Below are 23866 nucleotides of genomic sequence, written 5' to 3' on the forward strand. Positions count from 1 at the left end.
ACATGTCCACCAGGCACCAGTTCTACATCGGGGGTGCGTGGGTCGATCCGGCCACGCCGCGGACCCTGGGCGTCCTCGACCCCGCGACCGAGGAGACGTTCGCGGAGATCAGCCTCGGGACGGCCGAGGACGTCGACCGCGCGGTGGCGGCGGCGCGCGCGGCCTTCGTCACGTACGCGCAGGTCAGCGTGGAGCAGCGGCTGGAGTACCTTGAGCGGATCATCGCCGGCTTCCGGGCCCGGCTGCCCGAGATCGCCGAGACGATGACGCGCGAGATGGGGGCGCCGATCACGTTCTCGACGCAACGCCAGGCCACGGTGGCGCTGTTCCACTTCGAGGAGGCGGCCCGCGTGCTCGCGGACTACCGCTTCGAGGAGGAGATGGGCGCCGGGATCGTGCGGCGCGAGCCGATCGGCGTCTGCGGTCTCATCACGCCGTGGAACTGGCCGCTGAACCAGGTCGCGTCGAAGGTGGCCCCTGCCCTCGCCACGGGATGCACCGTGGTGCTCAAGCCGAGCGAGATCGCGCCGCTCAGCGCCATGGTGCTGGCCGAGGTCATCCACGACGCCGGGCTGCCGCCCGGCGTGTTCAACCTCGTCAACGGTGACGGTCCCACGGTCGGCGAGGCCATCGCCGCGCACCCCGGCATCGACCTGGTCTCACTCACCGGCTCGACCGGCGCCGGCATCAGGGTCTCCAAGCTCGCCGCCGACACGGTGAAGCGCGTCGCGCTGGAGCTCGGCGGCAAGTCGGCCAACATCATTCTGCCCGACGCCGACCTCGCGTCCGCGGTCGTCGCCGGGGTGCACGCGTGCTACACCAACGGCGGCCAGAACTGTCAGTCGCCCACGCGGATGCTCGTGCACCGCTCGCAGCGCGACGAGGCGTACGCCGCCGCGCGACAGGCGGTCGAGGAGGTCCGTCTCGGGGATCCGTTCGATCCGTCGACCACGATGGGGCCCGTGGTGAGCCAGGCTCAGCTGGAGAAGGTCACCGCGCTCGTGCAGTCGGGGATCGACGAGGGCGCGACGCTCGTGGCCGGCGGCCCTGAGCGCCCCGACGGGCTCGACAAGGGGTTCTACGTCCGCCCGACCGTGTTCGGCGACGTCACGCCGCGGATGCGGATCGCGCGCGAGGAGATCTTCGGCCCCGTGCTGTCGATCCTGCTCTACGAGAGCGAGGACGAGGCCGTCGAGATCGCGAACGACACGCCGTACGGGCTGGCGGGCTTCGTGCAGTCGAAGGACCCCGACCGCGCCCGCAGGGTCGCCAACCGCATCCGTGCGGGCCGCGTCTACCTCAACGGCGCTCCGTTCGACCGCAGCCTGCCGTTCGGCGGCTACAAGCAGTCAGGGAACGGACGAGAGTTCGGGCGGTTCGGCTTCGAGGAGTACCTCGAGGTCAAGGCCGTGCTCGGCTATCCGGGAGGACAGCATGCCTGACCACAGCGAGCGGCTGGCGGCCCTCCTGGACCGCGAGGAGCTCTTCGACCTGGTGCGGCGGGAACGCTTCGCCCGCGACCAGCGGCTCTTCGACGTGATGCGTGACTGCTTCCACGACGACGCCTACGTCAGGACCACGTGGTACGACGGACGCGGCGGCGAGGCCTACGTCGAGGCGACGAAGAAGTGGATGGCGCGGACCGGCAACAGCAAGCACTGGGTCTTCCCCGCCTACGCGCGGGTCGAGGGCGACCGGGCGACCGTCGAGAGCCCGGCGAAGATCTTCAACCGGACCACGGTGGAGGGAGTGGAGGTCGACTTCCACGCCTACTGCCGGTTCTTCTCCCGTGCAGTCCGGGAGGACGGGCGGTGGAAGCTGATGAGCTTCGAGGTCCTGCTGGAGCGTGACGAGCTGCGCCCCGTGTACGCGGGTGAGGCGCTCCCGGTGGACGTGGCCCAGCTCGCCGAGCTTCGGCCGTCCTACCGGTTCCTCACCTGGATCCAGTCGACCCGCGGCGTGAAGGTGAGCCAGGACCTGCTCGGCGACGACCGGCGGGCCGAGCTCGACGCGTTCCACCAGGGGGAGACCGCCTGGCTCAGCGGCAAGGGATAGGCAAGGGATAGTGGTCGGCGCGCCGCGGGCGCCGGCGTGCGAGAGCGGCGCGGTTCGAGGGTGATCTTTGCTGACTTTCTCTGACATCGTCAGTACAGTTGTCGCACCGATGCGCAGAGCCACCCCTCGACCCCCATCAGGAGCGCCCGGATGTGTGCGATCCGCCACCGGGCCGACACCGGGCCGTTGATCCCGTGTTGCTGGGCGCCGCAGTGCCGAAGACGCCTTCCACCCCCCCAACAGAAGACCCGCAGGAGGTAGAGCCGTGAGCTCTGGCAAGAAGATCTGGTCGTCGGCCTTACTCGCCGCAGCCATGCTGACGGTCACCGCGGCCTGCGGCGGCGGCGAGAGCGGCGGAGGCGGGATCAAGCTGCGCTTCTCCTACTGGGGTGGCGACGCGCGCCAGAAGATGACCGACGCGGCGATCGCGAAGTTCGAGGCGAAGAACCCGGGCATCGATGTCGAGGCCGAGGTCTCCGACTTCCCCAGCTACTACGAAAGGCTGTCCACGCAGGTCGCGGGCAGGGACGCGCCCGACGTCATGACCCTGGAGATCCGTGGCCTGCGTGAGTACGCCGAACGCGGCACGCTGGCCGAGCTGGCCTCCAAGGTCGACACCTCCGAGATCGACGCCAAGGTGCTGGCCACCGGCGTCGTCGACGGCAAGCAGTACGCCATCCCCTCCGGCGTCAACGCCTACTCCATGGTGCTCAATCCGGCCCTGGTCGAGGGCGCCAAGGCCGCACTGCCCGACGACGCCTCGTGGACCTGGAAGGACTTCGTCGAGCTGAGCTCCAAGGTCACCGTCGGCAGCGGCGGCAAGGTCACGGGCACGCAGCTGAACTGGAACCCCGCGTACCTGCAGATCTACGCCGCGCAGAAGGGTGAGAAGTTCTACGACGGCAACAAGCTCGGCGTGTCCCAGCAGACGATCAAGGACTGGATGGCCATCGCGCAGGACCTGATCAAGACGAAGGGCTCACCCGGCGCCGCCAAGAGCTCCGAACTGTACGACATCGGCATCGAACAGACGCTGATCGGCACCAACACCGGCGCGTCGATGATGATGTGGAGCAACGTGCTCGGCGCGGCCGCCAAGGCCTCGGGCCAGAATCTCGAACTGCTGCGGATGCCGAAGGCCGAGGGCGCCACGACCGGCGGCATGTTCCTGCAGCCGGCCATGCTCTACACCGCCTCCTCCAAATCGGAGCACCCGGCCGAGGCGGCGAAGTTCATCGACTTCATGGTCAACTCCAGCGAGGCCGGTGAGATCGTCCTCAGCGACCGCGGCCTGCCGGCCAACTCCAAGGTGCTGGCGGCGATCAGTGCCAAGCTGCCGCCCGCGGACCAGAAGACGATGGCGTTCGTGAACGAGATCCGTGACGAGCTGACCGATCCGCCCGCCGCCCCGCCGAGGGGCTCCAGTGCGATGGAGGACGTCATCAGGCGCTACGGCGAAGAGGTCGTCTTCGGCCGGATGAGCCCCGACGAGGCGGCGCAGAAACTCATCACCGAGGCCAACGCCCTGCTCGCGGGCTGAGTGCCACGCCGGTCTTCTCAGCGGCGGCCGCCCGGCGAAGGACGAATGGGGCCTACAGGCTGTCGTCCCGGGCGGCGCGGCGGCGCTCGGTGAGCCGCCGCGCCTTGGCCGTGTTGCCGCAGTCGGCCATGCGGCACCAGCGGCGGGAGCCGTTGCGGCTCTGGTCGAGGAACAGCCACCCGCAGCCGCCCTCGTGTGTGGGGCAGCGGCGTACCCGGGTCAGGTCGGCCGTCCGCAGAACGTCGAGTGCGGCCTCGGCGACCCGGTCGGGTATCAGCATGGCGGGTATCGTGCCGTAGGTGAGCCGCACCTGCGGCGGGTCGCCTCGGTCGAGCACCAGTGCGGCTCTGGCGGCTGCCCCGGCCCAGCGCTCGTGCAGTGCGACCAGCGCGGCCCCGGCCGCGATCGGGTCCCCCTCGGCCGGGCCGCTCGCGTCGCCCGCCGGCCCGCCGTCGGAGGGCCGGATCATGGCGAGCACCACGACGTGCAGCCCTTCCCGGATGTCCCGTACCGCGGCCAGTCCCGCCTGCGCCGAAGCGGGATCGTCGCGCCACGCCCGGTCGGCCCGATCGCGCTCCGCGTCGCTGATCAGGCCTGCCCTGGCCGTCCAGCGCAGCAACGCGGAGGTGTCGGACAGGGAGTCGTGGGGCGGCCCGCCGTCGAGCGGTGTCCCTCGTTCGAGCGTGTTGACCAGATCGAGCGCGGGGTGCCCGCCGACCAGGGGGAGGTGTCCCACGTCGAGTGACATGCCGTTGAGGCTACCACTCAAGTCGGCCAAGGGGGTTGCACGGTTCGGCGCGTTGGGCATCGGATCACATGACCCGGGTGCTCTCGGGCAGGGGGTCGCCTGTCATGGCCGACGTGATCCTCCGTCGGCTGGACACGACCGGTTCGGCCAGCACAATGGCGAACGCCACCAGGCTGAGCAGCGCCCCGGCCAGTGCCGTGCTGCGCACGCCAGGACCTGGCAGGAGCACGCTGCCGAGGAACGCGCCCGCGGTGATTCCCACATTGAACGCCGTGGAGGTAGCGGCGCTCGCCATGACGGACTCGCCCGGCGCGTACACGAGCACCCGCGACCCCAGTACGGCGGTCAGGCCCGCGAGCGTGAAACCGGACAAGGAGATCGCGATGACGGCCCCGACCGGGGAGGCGCCGAACGCGTACTGCCCGGCGAGCGCCAGCGTCTGCAGGCCGATGAGCCCCGTCATGGTGATCCAGCCGTGGCGGTCGACGAGATAGCCCACCACGAACACCCCGGCCAGGCCCGCGATTCCGCGTGCCAGCAGCAGCGGGCCGATCGATGACTCGGTGAAGCCGCTGACGTCGATCAGGTACGGGCTGATGTAGGTGAACGCCGCGAACGCGCCGGTGACCGCGACCGCCGTCGTGGCGACGATCGACAGGTACCGGCCGCGGTCGGGCGCGCTGCCGCGGTCGGCCGCGCCCTGCCCGGCGGGCGCGTCGGGCAGGACGGCCGCGATCGTGGCGAGGACGAGCAGGGCCAGGCCGCTGAGCGCGAGGAACGCGACCCGCCAGTTGGTCTGCTGGCCGAGCCACGTGCCGGCCGGGATGCCGGTCAGCGCGGCGCTGGAGGCGCCGGCGTACAGGATGGACAGGGCCCGGCCGCGCACCTCGGGCCGGAAGAGGCCGGCGGCGGCCGGCGTCACGATGGCCCAGAACAGCGCCTGGCTCAGCGCGGTCACCATCCGGGCGCCCATGAGCAGCCAGTAGTTTCCCGCCATGGCCGACAGGCAGGTCGCCACGACGAAGATGCCCAACAGGACGCACAGCAGCCGCCGCCGGGGCAGCCGGCGAGTCAGCCGCGCGAGTGGTAGGGACACCAGCACGATGATCAGGCCGTATCCGGTGACCAGGAGCCCGACCGCTGACGGGCTGGTGCCGAGATCCTGGGCGATCTGGGGGAGCAGGCCGATGGGTAGCGACTCGGTGGTCACGTAGATGAACACGGCCAGGGTCAGGGCGGTCAGTGCGACGATCGCCGACTTGCTTCCGAAGCGTTCTTGCACGCGGTCTCCTCAGCCGGTTCACCATCGTTTGGCATGACGAAGGTAGCTTTCTGTGGTCGAAACGCAGGGATCTACTGTTCAACCACAGAGTAGACATGTGTCTGCTACCAGTCAATGCGCTTTAGGCGGTACGACGACGGTATCCGGCTGACATGGGTGGGGTCGTGATCCTCAGTGGGCGCGTCGGTTCAGGAGCGGGCGCAGGGCCTTCTCGTACGCGTTGGCGTACGTCATCATTCCGAGGTCGCTCGGGTGCGAGCCGTCCACCAGCTCCTCAGGCCCGGGGAGCTCGTCGGCCGAGAGGTAGGAGAGACCTCCGACGCCGGAGCGGTGCAGGTTCTTGAAGGCCGTGCGCAGGGCGGTCGCGTTCTGGGCGTTGCGGGTGCGGCGGAACTCGACGAACTGGCCGTCCCCGTACCGGCGGTCCTCGACCATCAGGATGGGCGTGTCGGGGCGGGCCGCGCGCAGGATGCGAACGAAGGGTTCCGCGCGTTCGGAGATCTGCTGCGGGTTCATGTTGGGGGAGCTGTCGACCACGTAGACGGACGCGTCGAGCTCGGTGAGCAGGTGGGCGATCTCGGGCTCCATCCGCGCGTTGCCGGAGAAGCCCAGGTTGACGGTGGGGACGTCGAGCCGGCGGCCCAGGAGCGCGGTGATGGACATGCCGGGCCTGGACGCCACGCCGCCCTGCATGATCGAGCTGCCGTAGAAGACGACGGGTGGGGTGGTGCGCGGCGCGGCCCCGAGGAACTTGGCGCCGGCCTGGACGCCGATCTCCAGCCGCTGCGGGCTGTTGTACAGCGGCAGGTAGGCGGTGTAGAGGCGCTCTCCCGGGTCGACCGCGATGCCCATCTGCTGGTCGACGTTCTGCGCCGTCGGGTGGGTGTTGGCGAGCCAGGCGTCGTGTCCTTCCGGGGTGCGCGCGTACAGGTCCACGCCGCTGTGGCCGATGGCGGGCATGTGGTACATCGCGATGGTGGCCAGGCTGAGCCGGTAGCGGGCCCGGAAGATGGTCGAGTCGGTGACGAACCGGGTCAGGAGCCCCGAGGAGTTGCGGCCGCGCACCCAGACTTCGGGGGTCACGACGCCTTCGGCCTTGGCCGGGAGCCGGTCGTAGTAGGCCGCCGTGCCGGACCAGCCCTTGCCCTCGACGCCCCAGCGCGAGACGTCGTACCAGGCGATGTCGGCCTCGATGCTGGGCGTCACCTCGGCGAACTCAGTGGGCCACTCGGCGGGCCGGTGCGGGGCGGCGGCGTGCGCCGGCGTCGATAACAGGCTGGGGACCGCGAGGGCGGCGCCGCCGGCGCCCGCGAGCCCGAAGAGATGACGTCGATTGACCAGGTGGTTGCCCATCGGTGCTCCCTTGTCGGAACGATGCTGTTCAGGGCTGAGGCCGGTCGGGGGCCGGTCGGGGGCCAGTCGGGGGAAGGCGCGGTCGGGGCAGGGTGGTCAAGCGTCGGCCCTGATGCGACGATGATCGGACCCGGCCTGACGGTCGCGGCCAGCCGTGGGACGGAGGAGTGGCGGTGGCGTCGTCGCGCCCCGCCCTGGTTCACCGGAAGGTCATGATTCTTCGGTGACTGTAAGAGTTGGTATACAAGTCGTCAATACCAATCCGTGGCCGTGGCGTAAAATGCGGGAGAAGTGCGGCTGTCGCCATGAAGGGCCATAAGGGGTAGAAGGGGGTGGACGTGAGCGACGCGGACGCTCCTCGCGGGCGCAAGCACAACATGGTCCGCGAGCGGATCATGAGCCTGCTCGAAGACCTCAACGTGGGAGATCCGATCCCGCCGGAGCGAGTGCTCGAAGAGGACTGCGGCGTCTCCCGGCTCACGGTGCGGCGCGCCGTCGACGACCTGGTCAGGGACGGTCATCTCATCCGCAAGCAGGGCAGCGGCACCTACGTCGCGCGGCCCACGATCACCCAGTCGCCGACGGCGTCGTCGTTCTCGATGGGGCTGCGCCGGCGCGGCATCACGCCCTCGACCCGCGTCGTCGGCGTGGAGCGCTCCGACGCGGGCGTGCGCATGAGCTGGCGGCTGCAGATCGCGCCATCCGACATGATCGTCACCATCCGCCGGCTGCGGCTGGCCGACGGCGACCCGATCGCGCTCGCCACCACGACGCTCCCCGACGCGCTGGTGCCCGGCCTGCCCGCCGAGGAGCTGGAGGAGAAGTCCCTCTACCGGTTGCTCTCCGAGCGGTACGGCCTGAAGGTGACGGCGGGCACGCAGACCATCGAGCCGACGGTGCTCAGCCAGGAGGAGTCGGCCGTGCTGGACGCGCCGCCGTACTCTCCCGCGTTCCTGTTCAGGACCGCGACCCGCACGTCGGACGGCGTCGCGATCGAGTTCACCCAGACGTTGTTCCGCGGCGACCGCTACATGATCACATCGGAGCTGGACCTGACCGCGACCCCTGAGGAGGACCTCGGACACCCCCGTGGAGTGACACACTCACTGGGCTGATTGGTCTACAAGAGGTATTGACACCTCGCGGCACAGATAACACCATTTCGTGCATTGTGACCTTGCGTCCCTTCCTGGGGGCGCATCGATCCGAAGGCGGTCACTCATGCACAAGTCCCTGTTACGAGTCGCCGCAGGCGCGCTCTCTCTCGCACTCCTCATGTCCGGGTCGGCCTGCGGATCCGGCGGCGGCGACGACGCCGCGTCGGGTGGCACGGTGACCTGGTACACGCCGATGCCGGAGGAGCCCGCCCGGCGGCTGGCCGAGGCGTTCCAGGCCGAGTCGGGCATCGAGGTCGAGGTGCTGCGGCAGAGCGCCGGCGAGCTGCTGGCACGGCTGAAGGCCGAGGCCGGCCGGCCGGCGGCCGACGTGATCGGCCTGGCCAGCGGGGACGCGGGACCGCTCGCCAAGGAGAAGCTGATCCGGTCGTTCAAGCCCGCTGCCGAGGGCATCGACAAGCGGTTCCTCGACCTCCAGGGCTACTGGCACGCCAACGAGCTCATCCTGATGACCGTCGGCGTCAACGCCGACCGGTGGAAGGAGGAGACCGGCGGCGCCCCGCTCCCGACGACGTGGGACGAGCTGCTGCGCCCCGACCTCAAGGGCCAGCTCGTCATGCCGAACCCGACGCTGTCCGGCACCGGGTACACGTTCGTGGCGACGCAGATCTTCCGCCACGGCGACGAGGCGGGCGCGTGGAAGTTCCTCGACGAGTTCCACAAGCTGATCGGCCAGTACACCGACAGCGGGGGAGCGCCGTCGCAACTGGTCGCCACCGGCGAGTACGCCGCCGGCGTCTCCTTCGCCCACGACCTGCTCAACGTGCGCGGGGCCGGATTCCCCATCGAGCTCGTCTACCCCAAGCCCACCGGCGTCGTCATCTCCGGCAACGCGCTCGTCGAGAAGTCGCCGAACCCCCAGGGCGGCGAGAAGCTCGTCCAGTGGCTCCAGGGCAAGAAGGCGTCCCAGATGATCGTCGACCTCGTCCACTCCTACCCCGTGCGCAGCGACGTGGACCTGCCCGACGGCGCGCAGGGCCTCGCCGAGCTCGACCTGGTCGACTACGACCCGGTGCGGGCGGGCGAGATGCGCGACGCGGTGTCCAAGGAGTTCGCCAAGCGGTACGGGGTCTGATGCCCGTGCCCTCGACGACCCTCACGGGTGATACGCGCTCGGGGCAGGCGGCCCGGCCGGACTGGCAGAAGCGCAGCCGCAGACGCCGGCTGGCCGACCGGATCACGGTGGGCACGCTCGTCGCCTACGTCGCCGGCCTGCTCCTCCTGCTCGTCCTCGTGCCGACGGTGGCCATGCTGTTCGAGCCCGACGGCGAGGCATGGAGCAGGCTGGCCGAGCCGCGCGTGGCGACGGCCGCGAAGAACACCGCCGTCATCGGCGTGGCCTCGACGCTGAGCGCCACCCTGGTCGGCTTCCTGTTCGCCTACGCCCTCAGCCGGCCCGACATCAAGGGCCGGGCCGTGCTGCGGGTGATGGCCCTGCTCCCGCTGATCTCGCCGCCGTTCGTCGTCGGCCTGGCGGTGCTGCTGCTGTTCGGGCGGCGCGGCCTGATCACGCACGAGCTGCTCGGTCTGGACATCAGCCTGCTCGGCCTCAGCGGGCTCTGGCTCGTCCAGACGCTCGCCTTCTTCCCCATGGCCACGCTGACCCTGCTGCCGACGCTGAAGAACATCGGCTCCACCCTGGAGTGGGCCAGCAGGGACCTCGGCTGGGCCTGGTTCCAGACCTTCCGCCGGGTCACGCTGCCGCTGGCGTTCCCCACGATCCTGAACGCGTTGCTGCTCGTCGGCATGTTCGTCATCACCGACTTCGGTAACCCCGTCCTCATCGGCGCCGGGTACCAGGTGCTCTCGGTCGAGGCGTACGTGCAGGCGGTGGGCCGGCAGGACTTCGGGATGGCGGCGGTGCTGTGCGTGCTGCTGTTCGTACCGACGCTGATCCTCTTCCTGATCCAGCGCCGCGTCCTCGCGCGGCGCTCCGCCGTCACCGTGTCGGGGAAGACGGGCAGCCTGCCGCCCGCGCCGCTGCCCGCGGCCGTGCGGCGCGGGCTCCTCACCGTCCTCGGCCTGGTCAGCGTCCTGATGATCCTCATCTACGGGAGCATCCTGGCCGGCTCGTTCACCCGGGCGTGGGGCGCGGACTGGAGCCTCACGCTGGACCACTGGCAGACGGCGCTCCTGCGCGGTGACGACATCCGCAACTCCGCGCTGTTCTCCGCCACGGCGGCGATCATCACGACGATCAGCACGCTGGTCGCCGCGTACGTCGTGCACCGCACACGGGTCTTCGGCCGCGGCGTGATCGACGGGCTCGCGGTGCTGCCGTCGGCCATCCCCGGGACGATGATCGGCATCTCGTGGCTGCTCACCTTCAACCAGCCTCCCATCGCTCTGACCGGCACCGCGCTGATCCTGGTGCTGGTCATGGTCGTACGGGCGATCCCGGTCGGCTACCGCACCGCCGTCACCACCATCAACCAGATCAGCCCGTCGATCGACGAGGCCGCCACCGACCTCGGCGCCTCGCGCGCCCGGGTCATCGTCCAGATCATGTTCCCCCTGCTGGGCGGCGCGTTCACCACGTCGCTCGTGTTCGGGTTCCTCCACGCGATCAACACGCTGAGTGCCGTGATCTTCCTGACCTCGCCGGGCATCGGCCTGGGCGCGCCCACCATCGTCAACCTCGCCGAGTTCGGCCAGTGGGGCGCCGCGACCGGCGTCGCGGCCGGCCTGATGGTGGTCAGCTTCGCCGGGCTCGCCGTCGCGAAGCTCGCCCTCGGCTCCCGGCTGCGGCTCTACGACCTGTGACACCTGGAGATTTCATGATCGAACTGAAGTCGTTGTGCAAGTCGTTCGACGGGGTGCCGGCCGTTCGCGACCTCGACCTCGTCGTCGGCCGCGGCGAGTTCCTCTGCCTCCTCGGCTCCAGCGGATGCGGCAAGAGCACCACGTTGCGGATGATCGCCGGGTTCGTCCGGCCGGACAGCGGGAGCGTGCTCATCGACGGCGTGGACGTGTCCGGGTACGGGCCCGACGCGCGGCCGACGTCCATGGTGTTCCAGGACTACGCGATCTTCCCGCACCTCACCGTCGCGGAGAACATCGAGTTCGGGCTGAAGGCGCAGAAGCTGCCCAAGGACGAGCGGGCCCGCCGTACCGGGGAGGCGCTGGAGCTGGTCGGCCTCACGGGCCTCGGCGGCCGGCGGCCGAACGAGCTGTCCGGCGGGCAGCAGCAGCGCGTCGCCGTCGCCCGGTCGCTGGCGATCCGGCCGTCGGTGCTGCTCATGGACGAGCCGCTGTCCAACCTCGACGCGAAGACCCGCATCCAGCTGCGCACCCAGCTGCGCGAGATCCAGCGCGACACCGGGACGACGATCGTCTACGTCACCCACGACCAGGAGGAGGCGCTGGCCCTGGGCGACCGGATCGCCGTCATGAAGGACGGCTCGCTCGAACAGCTCGGCAGCGGGCACGAGATCTACCTGGCCCCGTCCAACGGGTACGTCGCCGACTTCGTCGGGATCACGAACTGGCTGGCGGGGGAGTACGCCGGGGGGTCGGACGACTCGTGGGAGGTGAACGTCGCGGGAGCCGTGCTCCCCGCGACGCCCGCGAGCACATCGTCCCCCATGTCCCCCATGTCGCCCGGCTCGCCCGGCTCGCCCGGCTCGCCCGGCTCGCCGGTCGATGTGTCGGTACGCCCCGAGGACGTGACGCTCAGCTCGCTCAGCGAGGAGGAGGCCCCCGGCGCGGGCGCGCTGCGCGGCGTGATCCGCGACGTGCAGTTCCTGGGCCCGGTCGTCCGCACCTATGTCGAGGTCGGCGGCTCGGTGGTGATCGTGCACTCGGCCCAGAGCGACTGGTCGCCCGGCGCGAACGTCCGGCTGAGCATCGGCAAGGGCGCGGCGCGGGCGTTCCCCAGGGTCGAGGGCGCGTGGCGCCCACCGGAAGCCGCCGCCCGGCTCGCCGTCGCGGCGGCGGCGAGCTGACCGCATGGGCATCGCATCCGAAGAGGCGGACCTGCGCGACCTGCTCGTCGAGCGGAGCCTGTCCGGCGGCATCAGGACCGTCCGCCGGCAGTCACTGGCGTACGCGCACAAGCTGCTCAAAGGAGACCCCGACAACACCTTCGGCCTGGAGGACTGGTGTACCGCGTCCCTCGACGAGGTCGTGACCGCCGTCGAGGCCGGCATCGGCGACCGCATCACGGACGGCGACCCCGAGCTCGGGTACATCGCGCCCGAGCACACGCTGGCCGGCATCCTGGCCCACGCCGACGCCCTCGTCCCCTTCCTGCGGGGCGGCGGCGGCACGGTGCTGCTGGCGACCGGGCACCCGACCGGGCTGCTCGACCACTACGCCGACCTGGCGCGCGCGCTGCGGAACACGGGCAACAGGATCGTCCGCGTCCTCGACGACCACCGGCTCGACCGCGCCGTCGGGGCCCACGTCGCCGGCGAGACGGGGATCCGGTTCTTCGGCGGGGTCGCGTGTGCCTTCCACGACGAGGCGATCCTGCACACCCACCGGCCCGACTACATGGAGGCCATGATCGCCGGTGGTCCGCAGATCGATCTCGTGCTCGCCGACCACGGCATGGCGGGCGCGGCGATCGCGGCAGGCCTGCGCACGCTGTCGATCGCCGACGCCAACGACATCGCCCTGTTCCTGGCGCGCGCCAGGGGACGGCACGAGCACGTCCTGCCGATCGAGGACAACTTCACGCCCGCCGAGTTCGCGCCGGTGACCGCGTACATGCTCCGGCGCGCGGCCGGTATCGCTGTTTGAGGAGGATTCTGATGCGATGGAGTTTGTTGTCCACGGCGCTCGCCCTCGTCCTGACCGGCCCGGCGTACGCGGGAACACCGGCTCCCGCCGCCGCGGTCGTGCTCGATGGCCGCACCGAGACCTACCGGGAGACTCAGCCGGTCGCTCCTGGCGTCGAGCTGAGCACGGTCGAGCTGTACGGGCCCGACGGCGCCACCGGGGAGCCCGGCTGGCTGCAGACGTACCAGATGTCCGTCGACCTGAAGGCCGGCGCGCGGATCGGGCGGCTGTTCCCCGGCCAGGTCGCCGCGCGGCGGCCGCTGCTCGACATGGCACGCGAAGCGGGCGCCATCGCGGCGACGAACGCCGACTACTTCGACATCGCCGCCTCCGGCGCGCCCTGGGGCGTGGCCGTTCAGGACGGCGAGCTGCTGCAGTCGCCGCTGCCCAACACCAAGGCGACGCAGACGGACCAGACCGCGGTGATGTTCTCCGAGGACCAGGTCGGCGCCATCGGCGAGATCGTCTTCGAGGGCACCGTCAAGCTGCCCGGCAGGACCGTCCCGCTGGACGCGCTCAACAAGGCCGAGCTGCTCAAGGACCAGATCGGGATGTTCACCCCGGTCTGGGGCACCTACTGCCGCTGCCATCCGGTCAGGGGCGTCGCCCGGACCATCGAGGTGGTCGTGCGCGACGGCGTCGTGGCCGAGATGGTGGAGGTCCCCCGCGAGGGCGCGCTCGCCGAAGGCACGTTCGTGCTGGTAGGACGCGAGGCCGGTGCCGACGCGCTGTCCGCGCTGCGGGTCGGCGACCCGGTCTCCGTGGATTATGCCGTACGGGCTCCCGGCGACATGAAGGTCAAGGCGGCCGTGAGCGGACGACAGCTCATCGTCGCGGACGGCAAGCCGCTCGAACTCCCGCCCGAGAACAACACGCCGGAGCCCAGGACCGCCGTCGGCTTCTCCGCAGACGGGACCAAGATGTGGCTGGTCGCGGTGGACGGCCGGCAGCCCGAGTTCTCCCGCGGTATCGGGCTGAACGAGCTGGCCGAGATGATGGCCGGCCTGGGCGCCCACAGCGCGCTCAACCTCGACGGCGGCGGCTCGACGACGCTCGTTGTACGCGAACCCGGCCAGAAGCAGGCAGACCTCGTCAACCGGCCGTCCGACGCGGCGGGCACCCGTCCCGTGCCGACCGGGCTGGCCCTGTTCCTGCCTGCCGGCAGTGGCAAGGCCAAGGGCTTCTGGGTGGACACGGCGACCGAACGCGACCGATTCCCCGGGCCTTCGGCCGCCGCGTCGTGGCGGACGGAGCGGGTCTTCCCCGGCCTCACCCGCCGGCTGACGGCGGCCGCGTACGACGAGACGTACGGTCCCGCCCAGCTGCCCCGCACGATCAAGCCGCAGTGGCGGATCAAGAACAGCCGCATCGGCCGCGTCGACCACTCCGGCGTCTTCCGCGCGCTGTCGTCCGGTGAGACGACCGTGACGGCCAAGCACGGCAAGGCCACCGGAGACATCGACCTCACCGTGCTGGGCCGGCTGGCCCGCCTGGAGACCGGCACCCGCCGCATCAACCTGCTGACCAAGGGCGCCCAGGCAACCTTCGAGGTCAACGGCGCCGACTCCGCCGGTTACGCGGCCCCCATCGACCCCGCCGACGTCCACCTCACCTACGACAAGACAGCGCTGGCCGTGGCCGCGACCGGCACCGGCGCGTTCACCGTCACCGCCCGCGCTGCCGAGGGCGAGCACGTCGTCACGGTGTCCGCCGGCGGCGTGCGGACTGAGCTGGTGGTCGGCATCGGGACGTCCCAGGACGTCGTGGACACCTTCGACGACACCTCGAACTGGAACTTCTGGAGCCTGCGCGCCACCGGCACCGCCTCCTCCACCCCTGACGGCCACGCCGGGAACGGACTGAAGCTGGACTACGACTTCACCCAGAGCACGGAGACGCGCGGCGTCGGCATCTGGCCGTCCGCCAACCTTCTCCCGGTGGCCGGGCAGCCGACGGCGTTCAAGCTGTGGGTGAACTCCGAAGGCCACGACCAGCGGACCCGCCTGGAGGTCGTCGACCGCGACGGCACCCTGCACACGATCGAACCCGCCTTCATCACCGAGCCCGGCTGGCAGCAGATCACGTACGACGTGCCGGACGGGATGGCGTACCCGGTGAGCCTGCGCCGCATCTTCTTCAACGAGATCAACCCTGACACCCGCTACACCGGCACTTTGGTCCTGGACGAACTGACCGCCGTAGCCGCCGGCTGACCGTCCGGGCGCGGTCCCCCTGGACCTTGACGTGGCCTTGTGCGGTCGGCTCGGAGCGCGGTGTCGGTGTTGCCACCGGTCCGTTTCTCCGAGCCGCCGTCCCGAACCCGCCGTGCGGGTGCTGCGTGTCGGCGACCGCCGCGGCTCAACCCAGGTAGAAGTCCCTGCGAGCAGCCACGAACGCCTCGATCGTCTGGGCGGGTACGCCCGTCACGCGTTCGACGTCGTCGGACGGGCCGTCATAGCGGTTCTCCTCGTGCAGCCGGATCAAGATGGTGGCGAGGTGCTGTTCAACATGGGGCGGCAGCCCCGCTTCGGCGAGCACCTCCGCCCGCCACCGGTCCAGCGGCACATCCACATAGGACACCGGACGCTCCAGCGCCCGTGAAAACTCCTCCGCCATCTCGGTCATGTCGACCATGCGTGGCGCGGCAAGCTCGTACGCGTGCCCGACGTGCGGGGCTGGGTCGCGGAGCACGGTGGTGATCACCCGGGCGACGTCGTCCACGGCGACCGGTGCCGTGCGTCCGGTGCCGAATGGCAGCGCGATCGTGCCGGTCTCCCGGATGGACCGGGCGGCCAACGCGGTGAACAGCGGATTTTCCATGAACACCGTCGGCCGGATGTGCACCACTGGCAGGCCAGACCAATCGAATACCTGCTCAGCCAGCCAGTGCAGCCGCTGCTGATGCGACTCCACCCCGCCGGCGCCAGTGGCGGTCATCTCCGACACCACCATCTGTGACATACCCACCAGAACGTCCAGCTCTCCACCTTCCCGCGCCACGGTGGCCACCACGGTCGCCGCCAGCAAATGGTCCGGTGACACGGGCATCGAGAAGTACATCCGCCCGACGCCCTCCAGCGCGGCCGCGACGTCCTCGGGCCGAGTCAGGTCCCCGACGACGACGTCCGCCCCGAGGGCACGCAACTCGGCCGCACGCTCGTCGTCACGGCGGACCATCGCCCGCACTGGCACGCCCTGCGCCCGCAACTGGTCGAGCACCGTGCGGCCTGTCCCACCTGCGCCGGCGAGGAGAACAAGGTTCCCGGCAACCATCAGTCGCTCGCTCTCCTTCCGCCTGCTCGGCGCCCTCCGCATTCGGCGCGCGGGCCAATCGGCGTGCACCGCCTGCCACTCCGCGGCACCTTCGTCCCCGAACGGAAGAACGGTCCTGCATCGGCCATCTCAGTCATTTCAGGATGCCTACCCTCTGTCGTCACGGCGGTCGGCAAAGGCGATGACCGGAAAGGACAAGCCGTCTACACGGCCCTGGTGGCCCGGGTGGAGTTGCCCCGGTTCGGTAGACACATCAGGGCTTGCGACTACGCGGCAGCATAGTCGAGGTCTTGGGCGTTCTTGAGCATGTGTCGACGTTCGTATTCGGGTGCGCTGAGCTGGCCGTTGGCGGAATGGCGTCGGCGCTCGTCCTTCTCAGCGCTGGTCAGCCCGTCCTGGCGGCGGCCGTCATCCAGATCGGCATGGCGCACCCAGGTACGGATCGACTGCGCGGAGGGCTGGAACTCCTTGGCCAGCTCCTCCGGTGTCCGTCCCGCGCGCACCAGCTCCACCGTCTGCCGGCGAAACTCCGGCGGCTCGGCCACCTACTGGGGGCTGGCCATCCACACCCCCAGCAACGACCGCTACGAAGCCGCACCCTGGTTCACCGGCACTCAACAAGAGGCCCTGAACCTGGTCTGCGACCTGTGTGTCACCGGCATCGACACCTGAACGTCCGCGCAGGGCCGCCCCCAGCCCGTCAACCCCCGAGAGACTTCCGGGCCGGACCACTTAGGCATCCGTAAGAGCACGGCCCGCGGGTACCACAGCGGCGACGCTCTAATCCTGGCCTCAGGTTGATCGGGGACAATGAGCGGCTAAAGCATCGACTGGAGGGGGGCGGGCCGGCGTGCGGATCATGATCGCGGATGACGAGGCGGCCATCCGTGAGTCGCTGGAGCGGGTGCTCCAGGTCGAGGGTTACGACACCAGCACTGTCGCCAACGGTCTCGCTGTGCTCGACGGGGTCGGTGGCGACGCGCCGGATCTGCTGATCCTCGACGTGATGATGCCCCGCCTCGGTGGGTTGGAGACCTGCCGGCGGTTGCGGGCGGCGGGTCGGGACCTGCCGGTGCTGATGCTGACCGCCCGGGATCAGGTCTCCGACCGGGTCGCGGGGCTGGACGCGGGCGCCGACGACTATCTGCCCAAGCCGTTCGCCACGGAGGAGTTGCTGGCTCGGGTCCGGGCCCTGCTGCGCCGCCGCGCGCCGGGCGACGATGAGTCGCAGATCCTGACGTTCGCCGACGTCCGGGTCGATCCCGACAGGTTCGAGGCGTGGCGGGGCGGGCGGCCGCTCCGCCTGACCCGGACCGAGTTCTCCCTGTTGGAGATCCTCGTGCGCAACGCGACCCGGGTATTGACCCGAGATGCGCTGTTCGAGGCGATCTGGGGCTTCGACATGAGCGTCACCTCCAACAACCTCCAGGTGTACGTGAGCTACCTGCGCCGCAAGATGGAGGCCGAGGGTGAGCCGCGATTGATCTACACGCTGCGCGGCTTTGGGTACACGTTGCGGGAGACTCCTCCGTGAGCAGGCCCGCCGGCCGGGGTTCGCGCCGGCTGACCCGTTGGTGGCGCCGGCGGTCCCTGCGGACCAGGCTGACGGTGATCGCGGCGATAGCCATCGCGGTCAGCGTGTTCGTGGCCTTCCAGGTGGCCAGCGAGCTACTGGACGGGGAGCTGCAGGACACCGCGGAGGATCAGTTACGCGCCGACTCCCGCGTCCTGGCGACGAACGCGGAGCGCGCCGGTCTGGCGCAGGTCCAGCTACTGCCGTATCCCGGATCCGGTCGGCTGGTGCGGGTCATCCTGCCCGACGGCTCGATCCGGACGCCGGCCGGCCAACCCGCGCTGCCCCCGGTCAGCGAGCACGCCGGGCGCGTGGCGCGGGGCGCGTCGGCCGACCTGATGGAGTCGGGCGACAGCGACGACGACGGCTACCTCATCTACACGCTGCGGGCGGGCGACGGCGCGGTCCAGGTGGCCCGCGTCGCCGACGACAGCCCGATCAACCGGTTCGGGTTGGGCATGCTGCTGATCGGGCTGCTCTGCGTGGTCAGCGGCGCCCTTGTCGGGCGGGCCGTGGCGCGGACCGGGCTGGCACCGATCGACCGGCTGACCGCCGCCGCGGTCCGTGTCGCGCGCACCCGGGATCTCGACGCCGACATCCCGGACGAGGGCGGTGGGGAGATCCGGCGGCTGATCCAGTCGATCAACGACATGCTCGCCGCGCTCCGGGACTCCCGGCGGGCCCAGCGGCTGCTCGCCGAGGACGCCGCCCACGAGCTCAAGACCCCGCTCACCAGCCTGCGCCTCAACATCGAGCTGCTGATCCGGCTCGATCGGCGCGGCACCCTGGACAGCGCACTGCCGGCGGAGAGCCGGACCCGGCTGCTCAACGATCTCGGCGCTCAGGTGGCCGAGTTGAGCACCCTTGTCGCCGAGCTGACCGACCTGGCGCGCGGTGACGTCAGCGACGAGAGCACCGAACTGCTCGACCTCGCCGACGTAGTGGTGGCCGCCGCGACCCAGGCGCGTTCCCGCGTGCCCGACATCGAGGTCGCGCTCGACGTGACCTCCGTGTGGGTGAGCGGGCGTCCCGCCGCGCTCCAACGAGCGGTGCTCAACCTCATCGACAACGCCGGCAAATGGTCCCCCGTGGACCAACCGGTCCAGGTCCGGCTCCGTGCCCAGGGCGCGTCGGCGGTGCTCGAGGTCGACGACGCCGGGCCGGGCATCGATGCCGCCGACGTACCGCGGGTGTTCGACCGGTTCTACCGTGCCGACAGCGCCCGGGCGTTGCCGGGATCCGGTCTGGGGCTGTCGATCGTACAGCGGGTCGTCGACGCCCACGGCGGCCGGGCCACCGTCGCCCGCTCCCCACGCGGTGGCGCGCTGCTTCGGGTCGACCTTCCGGCCGCCCCGATCGCGCGGCTCACCGCCGGGGAGGACACCGCGGTGCGCTGAACCGCCCCGGCGGCGCGGCGCAGGAGCAAAGGGCGGCGACCGTCGGGTCCATGAAAGGATCCGGGACGGCCTGGGTCCCCGTCCCGGATCTCGTCCGTGCCGCCGCACTCACCGTTGCAGCGTGGGCTCCTCATCGTCCACGAGCGGCCGTTGACGGTCCGGCAGCTCCACCGGTCGGGACAGCCGGCTCGGCCACCACATCCGCCGACCGATCAGCAGGGTGAGGGCGGGCACCAGGACCGACCGCACCAGCAGGGCGTCGAGCAGGACGCCGAAGGCGACCAGGAGCCCGACCTCGATCGGCATCACCAGCGGAAGCGTGGCGAGGACCGCGAACGCGCCGCCAGGACCAGGCCTGCCGAGGTGATATTGAGGCCCTGGCCGTCGAACGGCGCTCCGGAGAGAAGTACCGTGGTACTACCTCCCTCCCGAAGATGACGACCGCAGTACGACGAAACGGGACGGAATCGGGCCTAGCGTTCAGGGCTATGACGAAACCTGAGAGTCCACTTCGGAGGTTAGGGGCGGCCACCATGGCGCTGGCGACGGCGTTCGCTGTCGCCGCCTGCGGGTCGGACGCCGACAAGAGAGCGGCGCCCGCCGCGGCCGGCTCGCACGGCGCGCACGCGGGCAGGCCATCGGCTCCACCGCAGCCGCTGCGGGCCGGCGAGCGGTTCGTCAACCTGAAGATGGCCCAGGCCTACACGCCCGTGCCGCCGGAGGGCGGCACGGACGAGTACCGGTGCCAGGTGATCGATCCGGGCCTGAGCAAGGCGGCGTTCCTGACCGGAACCCAGGTCATGCCGGAGAACGTCCCCATCGCGCACCACGCCATCGTGTACGCGGTGCCGCCGGGCGGCGCTGCCGCGGTGCGCGAGCATGACGCGAAGACCCCCGGCCTCGGCTGGCGGTGTTTCGGCGGGACCGGCGTGGCCGGCGCCGAGGTGGAAGAGGGGGACGCGGCGTGGGTGGACACCTGGGCGCCGGGCGCCACGGAGACGCTGCTCGACCACGACGCCGGCTTCAAGCTGGAGCCGGGCAGCCTGATCGTCCTCCAGATGCACTACAACCTGCTCGTGACCGACGGCAAGCCGGCCGGGGCGGACCGCTCGGCGGTGCGGCTGCGGCTGACGGACGGCACGCCGCAGACCCGGGAACTCGAGACGTGGTCGCTCGACGCGCCGATCGACCTGCCCTGCGCCGCCGACGAGTCGGGTCCGCTCTGTGACCGGGCGGCCTCGATCGCGGATGTGACGAAGCGGTTCGGGCCGGATGTCGGCGAGATGGCGGACCGTCAGGTGGAGGAGTGCAACCGGGGTGGCGCGCCGAAGCCCGGTGACACCCAGACCTGCGATCACAAGGTGGAGGCGCCGACGACGCTGTTCGCCGGTTTCGGCCACATGCACCTGCTCGGGCGGGCCATCAAGGTCGAACTCAACCCGGGCACGCCGAAGGCCAAGGTCGTGCTGGACGTGCCGCAGTTCGACTTCGACAACCAGCGGCTGATGAAGCTGCCCTCGCCGGTGGAGGTCGGCCCGGGGGACACGCTGCGGGTGACGTGTACGCACGACGCGGGGCTGCGCAAACTGCTGCCGCGGCTGAGCAAGCTGCCACCGCGCTACGTGGTGTGGGGCGACGGCACCAGCGACGAGATGTGCACGGGCATCATGTCGGTCTCCCCCCGCAAGTCCTGACGAAGCGTCGAACGTGTGTGAGCTCACTGAGGTCAACAAGCCGAAAACAGCTCTGAGCTCACACACGTCCGCACTGAACTCACACCCGTGCGGTGTCGTGGAGGTCGGACGGGCGGTGACGTGGGCGGCTGCAGGCGGACCGGCAGCGGAGCGGTTCGATCACGCGGAGTGGATCGGCCCGGAGCGGTGCGGCTGGGAACTACGGTCGCGCCCCCGACGGACGCGCGAGATGAAGCGCTGAATCGGCCGGCCGGGTGAGTCTCAGGTCGTAGGCGAGGATGACGGCCTGGATCCGGTCCCGTGCGCCGATCTTGGCGAGGACCCGCCCGACGTGGGTCTTCACCGTCGACTCCGACAGCGTGAACCGTTGCGCGATCTCGCTGTTGGTGAGGCCGTGGCCGATGGCGACGAGGATCTCGCGCTCGCGGCCGGTCAGGGAGCCCAGCCGGGGATCCGCCCGCACGGGCCCGCAGAGGTCATCGCCGAGCCGGTCGGCGCACGCGTCGAGCAGCCGCCGGGTCAGCGCCGGCGCGATCACCGAGTTCCCGGCGGCGACGGCCCGGATGCCGGCGAGCAGTTCCTCCGGGTGGATGTCCTTCAGCAGGAAACCGCTCGCCCCGGCCCGCAGCGCGGCGAGCGCGTACCGGTCCACGTCGAACGTCGTCAGCACCAGGATCCGCGAACGCCCACCGGCGGCGACGATGCGCCGGGTGGCCTCGATCCCATCGACGCCCGGCATGCGGATGTCAATCAGCACCACGTCGGGATGCAGCTCGGTGGCCCGCCGAACGGCCTCGGCGCCGTTCTCGGCCTCGCCGACGATCTCGGTGTCGGGGGCGCTCTCCAGCAGCATGCGAAACCCGAAGCGCTGCAGCGGCTGGGCGTCCACCACGAGCACAGAGATCATGAATGGCTGCCTTTCAGGGTCGCGTAGACGGTCCAGCCGTCGTCCGATGCGAGGCCGGCGCTGACCGTGCCGGCGTAGAGCGCGGCGCGTCCGGCCATGCCTGCGAGGCCGAGACCCGCGTCGCCCGGTGATGCCTACTTCATACCGAGCGAACCTGAGACGACTGTTAGAACGGCGCTCAGGCCGGTTGGCCGCCGACGCGGGTTCGGCGTCGGGCGGGCCGCTGTCGTGCACGACGATGTGGACCCGGCAGGAGCCGGCCGCCAGGCTCAGGTCGACGGTGGTGCGCGGGCCGGCGTACATGAGGGCGCCTTGGAACCCGTTCTCGCTTGGGGTGTCGATGATCTCGGCGGCGCGTCCCGGTGCGGCTCGACGCGGAACGCCTCCCCGTTCATGGCCTGGGCGCCCGGACCAAGCACACGTCGGTCGCTCGCGGGCTGTGGATTTTCGGCATGGTCTAGTTCGGGCGACGGGTCAGTGACGCAAGGATGATCTCTCGCGCTGCCCGGACCGTGACCTCGAAGGCGGCCGGGGTACGGCCGATGCGTTCGGCGCCCGCGCGCATGACGCCCGACAGCAACTCCACCGTGAGCTGCACGTCGCCGACGTCGCGGAACTCTCCTCGTGCGATGCCGGCCCGGACGACGTTCTCCACCTCGACCACGATCGCGTGGAACGGGCCGTCCGGTTCCTTCGACGCCTCGGCGCCCGGCGGACCGGAGCCCGGCCGGAACATCAGCTGCAGGATCTGGTCCGTGAACGCCTCCAGGACCACCGCTATGATCTCCCGCATCCGTTCCGTGGCCGGGTCGGCGCCGCGCGCCGCGATCGCGGCCACCCGCTCGACCACGGGCCGGGCCGCCCGCCGGGTCAGCGCCAGGACCAGCGTGCTCTTGTCGCCGGCGTAGTTGTACAGCGTGTTGCGTGCGAGCCCGGCCTGGGCCGCGATATGACCCATGGTGATCGTCTCGTAGTCGCGCTCCAGCAGCAGGTGCCGCATCGCCTCGGCGAGGTCGGCCCATACCAGCTCGTGGTGCTCCTCGATGCTGGCTCCCCGGATCCTCGGCATCTCGCCCGCCCTCCCTCGGCGCGCTGCCGCTAGCGGGCCTGCTCGGGGGCCGGGGTGGGAGTGTTCTCCTGGTGCGTCGCGGTGAGCTTGACGCTTGTGAGGCGCCAGCCGTCCGGCGTGCGTACCGCCTCGTTGTCATAGAAGCCGGCCACCAGCCAGTGACGTGCTCTGTCGCCGGGGAGCTCGCCCGGAAGCCAGTGGTCGGCGCGAACGTGGGCGTGAACGGTGGCGCTGTCGCCGTGCACTTCGACGACGTGGCCGGTGATGGCATGGTGGGTCGCGGTGAAGGGCGCGAAGGCGGCGCGGACGTTGTCGAGGTATTCGCTGAGCGGAACGGTCATGGGCGGCATGCCGGTGACCGACTCGAAGTCGATGGTGAGCGGGTCGGTGAAGATACGGCGGGGCAGTTCGGTGAACTCCTTCAGATCCGCTATGTCGGCATAGTGGCTGAGCAGTTCGATGAGCTCGGCGCGATCGACGGGTGAGGTCATGAGAATCCTGTCGGTTCACTGCAGGCTTGCCTGCGTTTTATGGAACATCCTGTCGCGAAAGTTTACGACGATGTGTTCCGTAAAGCCAGGGCGCCATGCTGGCCACCGCCTTCCATGGCCTCGGCCTGTTCCCCATGTTCGCCCTGCCCATGACGTTGCGCCCGGCGACGTATGACCCCGAGACGCTCGGCGGGCGGCGGTTCCACGAGCCGCGGGTGGGACCCGGTTACTCCTGACCTCGATCTTTCGTGCGCCCAGCAGGACGGAGGCGAAGCCGTGACATAGCGGCTGATCGTCTGGCGCCGACGCCTTCTCCGACGCCGATGGGCGTATCCGAACCGGCCCGGCCGCCGGAGAGCGCTGACCGAGTATGCCGATCACTACAACGGCCATCGGCCGCACCGGTCCCGCGCACGGCGGCCACCCGATCACGACGACTGGACTGTCGTACCTCTGGAAGGCCGGATCGATCCACTGCACCGTTGTCCGATAATGGGACAAAATGTATAATAGTTGTGAATTCAATG

22 protein-coding genes are annotated in these 23866 nt (G+C 70.3%); 13 read left to right on the plus strand and 9 right to left on the minus strand.

Annotated features, from left to right (window positions below; all coding sequences use genetic code 11):
- The first annotated feature begins 2 nt into the window (after positions 1-2).
- From AB0C28_RS41275 to AB0C28_RS41285, 3 genes are all read left to right on the plus strand, one after another.
- Entirely contained in the window at positions 3-1442 is a 1440-nt protein-coding gene (locus AB0C28_RS41275; RefSeq protein ID WP_358080816.1) for an aldehyde dehydrogenase family protein, read from the plus strand.
- The gene (locus AB0C28_RS41280; protein WP_358080818.1) at positions 1435-2055 is read left to right on the plus strand and encodes a nuclear transport factor 2 family protein; all 621 of its coding nucleotides are present in this window, start codon (positions 1435-1437) and stop codon (positions 2053-2055) included. The genes AB0C28_RS41275 and AB0C28_RS41280 overlap by 8 nt, the downstream gene beginning before the upstream one ends.
- Positions 2056-2320: 265 nt before the next feature.
- Positions 2321-3595, plus strand: a complete 1275-nt coding sequence (locus tag AB0C28_RS41285; RefSeq protein WP_358080820.1) for an extracellular solute-binding protein — start codon at positions 2321-2323, stop codon at positions 3593-3595.
- Positions 3596-3647: 52 nt separating this feature from the next.
- Here the strand turns inward: AB0C28_RS41285 and AB0C28_RS41290 are convergent, their stop codons facing one another.
- From AB0C28_RS41290 to AB0C28_RS41300, 3 genes are all read right to left on the minus strand, one after another.
- Positions 3648-4343, minus strand: coding sequence for a CGNR zinc finger domain-containing protein (locus tag AB0C28_RS41290; RefSeq protein ID WP_357858351.1), 696 nt, complete (start codon positions 4341-4343; stop codon positions 3648-3650).
- 64 nt (positions 4344-4407) lie between these two features.
- Entirely contained in the window at positions 4408-5625 is a 1218-nt protein-coding gene (locus AB0C28_RS41295; RefSeq protein WP_358080822.1) for an MFS transporter, read from the minus strand.
- Positions 5626-5796: 171 nt separating this feature from the next.
- Complete coding sequence (locus tag AB0C28_RS41300; protein WP_358080824.1) at positions 5797-6978, minus strand: SGNH/GDSL hydrolase family protein; 1182 nt, start codon at positions 6976-6978, stop codon at positions 5797-5799.
- Positions 6979-7316: 338 nt separating this feature from the next.
- Between AB0C28_RS41300 and AB0C28_RS41305 the strand changes: the two genes are divergently transcribed.
- From AB0C28_RS41305 to AB0C28_RS41330, 6 genes are all read left to right on the plus strand, one after another.
- Positions 7317-8093, plus strand: a complete 777-nt coding sequence (locus AB0C28_RS41305) for a GntR family transcriptional regulator (protein ID WP_357858343.1) — start codon at positions 7317-7319, stop codon at positions 8091-8093.
- A gap of 106 nt (positions 8094-8199) precedes the next feature.
- Entirely contained in the window at positions 8200-9228 is a 1029-nt protein-coding gene (locus AB0C28_RS41310) for an extracellular solute-binding protein (protein WP_358080825.1), read from the plus strand.
- A gap of 5 nt (positions 9229-9233) precedes the next feature.
- Entirely contained in the window at positions 9234-10916 is a 1683-nt protein-coding gene (locus AB0C28_RS41315) for an iron ABC transporter permease (RefSeq protein WP_358080827.1), read from the plus strand.
- Between the two features lie 14 nt (positions 10917-10930).
- Complete coding sequence (locus AB0C28_RS41320) at positions 10931-12097, plus strand: ABC transporter ATP-binding protein (protein ID WP_358080830.1); 1167 nt, start codon at positions 10931-10933, stop codon at positions 12095-12097.
- 4 nt (positions 12098-12101) lie between these two features.
- Positions 12102-12896, plus strand: coding sequence for a phosphatase (locus AB0C28_RS41325; RefSeq protein ID WP_358080833.1), 795 nt, complete (start codon positions 12102-12104; stop codon positions 12894-12896).
- 11 nt (positions 12897-12907) lie between these two features.
- A complete protein-coding gene (locus AB0C28_RS41330) occupies positions 12908-15148 on the plus strand; it encodes a phosphodiester glycosidase family protein (protein ID WP_358080836.1) in 2241 nt (746 codons plus the stop codon).
- A gap of 145 nt (positions 15149-15293) precedes the next feature.
- Here AB0C28_RS41330 and AB0C28_RS41335 read toward each other — a convergent pair whose 3' ends face one another.
- Complete coding sequence (locus tag AB0C28_RS41335; RefSeq protein ID WP_358080839.1) at positions 15294-16208, minus strand: NAD(P)H-binding protein; 915 nt, start codon at positions 16206-16208, stop codon at positions 15294-15296.
- Between the two features lie 266 nt (positions 16209-16474).
- Positions 16475-16753, minus strand: coding sequence for a hypothetical protein (locus AB0C28_RS41340; RefSeq protein ID WP_358080969.1), 279 nt, complete (start codon positions 16751-16753; stop codon positions 16475-16477).
- Between the two features lie 305 nt (positions 16754-17058).
- Between AB0C28_RS41340 and AB0C28_RS41345 the strand changes: the two genes are divergently transcribed.
- Positions 17059-17742, plus strand: coding sequence for a response regulator transcription factor (locus AB0C28_RS41345; RefSeq protein WP_357858322.1), 684 nt, complete (start codon positions 17059-17061; stop codon positions 17740-17742).
- Positions 17739-19178, plus strand: a complete 1440-nt coding sequence (locus tag AB0C28_RS41350) for an ATP-binding protein (RefSeq protein WP_357858319.1) — start codon at positions 17739-17741, stop codon at positions 19176-19178. The genes AB0C28_RS41345 and AB0C28_RS41350 overlap by 4 nt, the downstream gene beginning before the upstream one ends.
- Before the next feature lie 108 nt (positions 19179-19286).
- On the opposite strand, the gene AB0C28_RS41355 is transcribed toward AB0C28_RS41350, so the two are convergent.
- A complete protein-coding gene (locus AB0C28_RS41355; RefSeq protein ID WP_358080963.1) occupies positions 19287-19484 on the minus strand; it encodes an MMPL family transporter in 198 nt (65 codons plus the stop codon).
- A 227-nt stretch (positions 19485-19711) separates the two neighbouring features.
- Here AB0C28_RS41355 and AB0C28_RS41360 point away from each other — a divergent pair, with 227 nt between their 5' ends.
- On the plus strand, positions 19712-20872 hold the full coding sequence (locus tag AB0C28_RS41360; RefSeq protein ID WP_357858315.1) for a monooxygenase: 1161 nt from the start codon (positions 19712-19714) through the stop codon (positions 20870-20872).
- Positions 20873-21071: 199 nt separating this feature from the next.
- On the opposite strand, the gene AB0C28_RS41365 is transcribed toward AB0C28_RS41360, so the two are convergent.
- From AB0C28_RS41365 to AB0C28_RS41375, 3 genes are all read right to left on the minus strand, one after another.
- The gene (locus AB0C28_RS41365; RefSeq protein ID WP_357858312.1) at positions 21072-21779 is read right to left on the minus strand and encodes a response regulator transcription factor; all 708 of its coding nucleotides are present in this window, start codon (positions 21777-21779) and stop codon (positions 21072-21074) included.
- A gap of 457 nt (positions 21780-22236) precedes the next feature.
- The gene (locus tag AB0C28_RS41370; RefSeq protein WP_358080842.1) at positions 22237-22848 is read right to left on the minus strand and encodes a TetR/AcrR family transcriptional regulator; all 612 of its coding nucleotides are present in this window, start codon (positions 22846-22848) and stop codon (positions 22237-22239) included.
- A 29-nt stretch (positions 22849-22877) separates the two neighbouring features.
- Positions 22878-23339, minus strand: a complete 462-nt coding sequence (locus tag AB0C28_RS41375) for a nuclear transport factor 2 family protein (protein ID WP_358080845.1) — start codon at positions 23337-23339, stop codon at positions 22878-22880.
- A 95-nt stretch (positions 23340-23434) separates the two neighbouring features.
- Between AB0C28_RS41375 and AB0C28_RS41380 the strand changes: the two genes are divergently transcribed.
- Entirely contained in the window at positions 23435-23575 is a 141-nt protein-coding gene (locus AB0C28_RS41380) for a hypothetical protein (protein WP_357858303.1), read from the plus strand.
- Positions 23576-23866 lie beyond the last annotated feature (291 nt).

Origin of the sequence: Nonomuraea sp. NPDC048892 (assembly GCF_040649735.1) — a bacterium.
Classification (GTDB): Bacteria; Actinomycetota; Actinomycetes; order Streptosporangiales; family Streptosporangiaceae; genus Nonomuraea; species Nonomuraea maheshkhaliensis.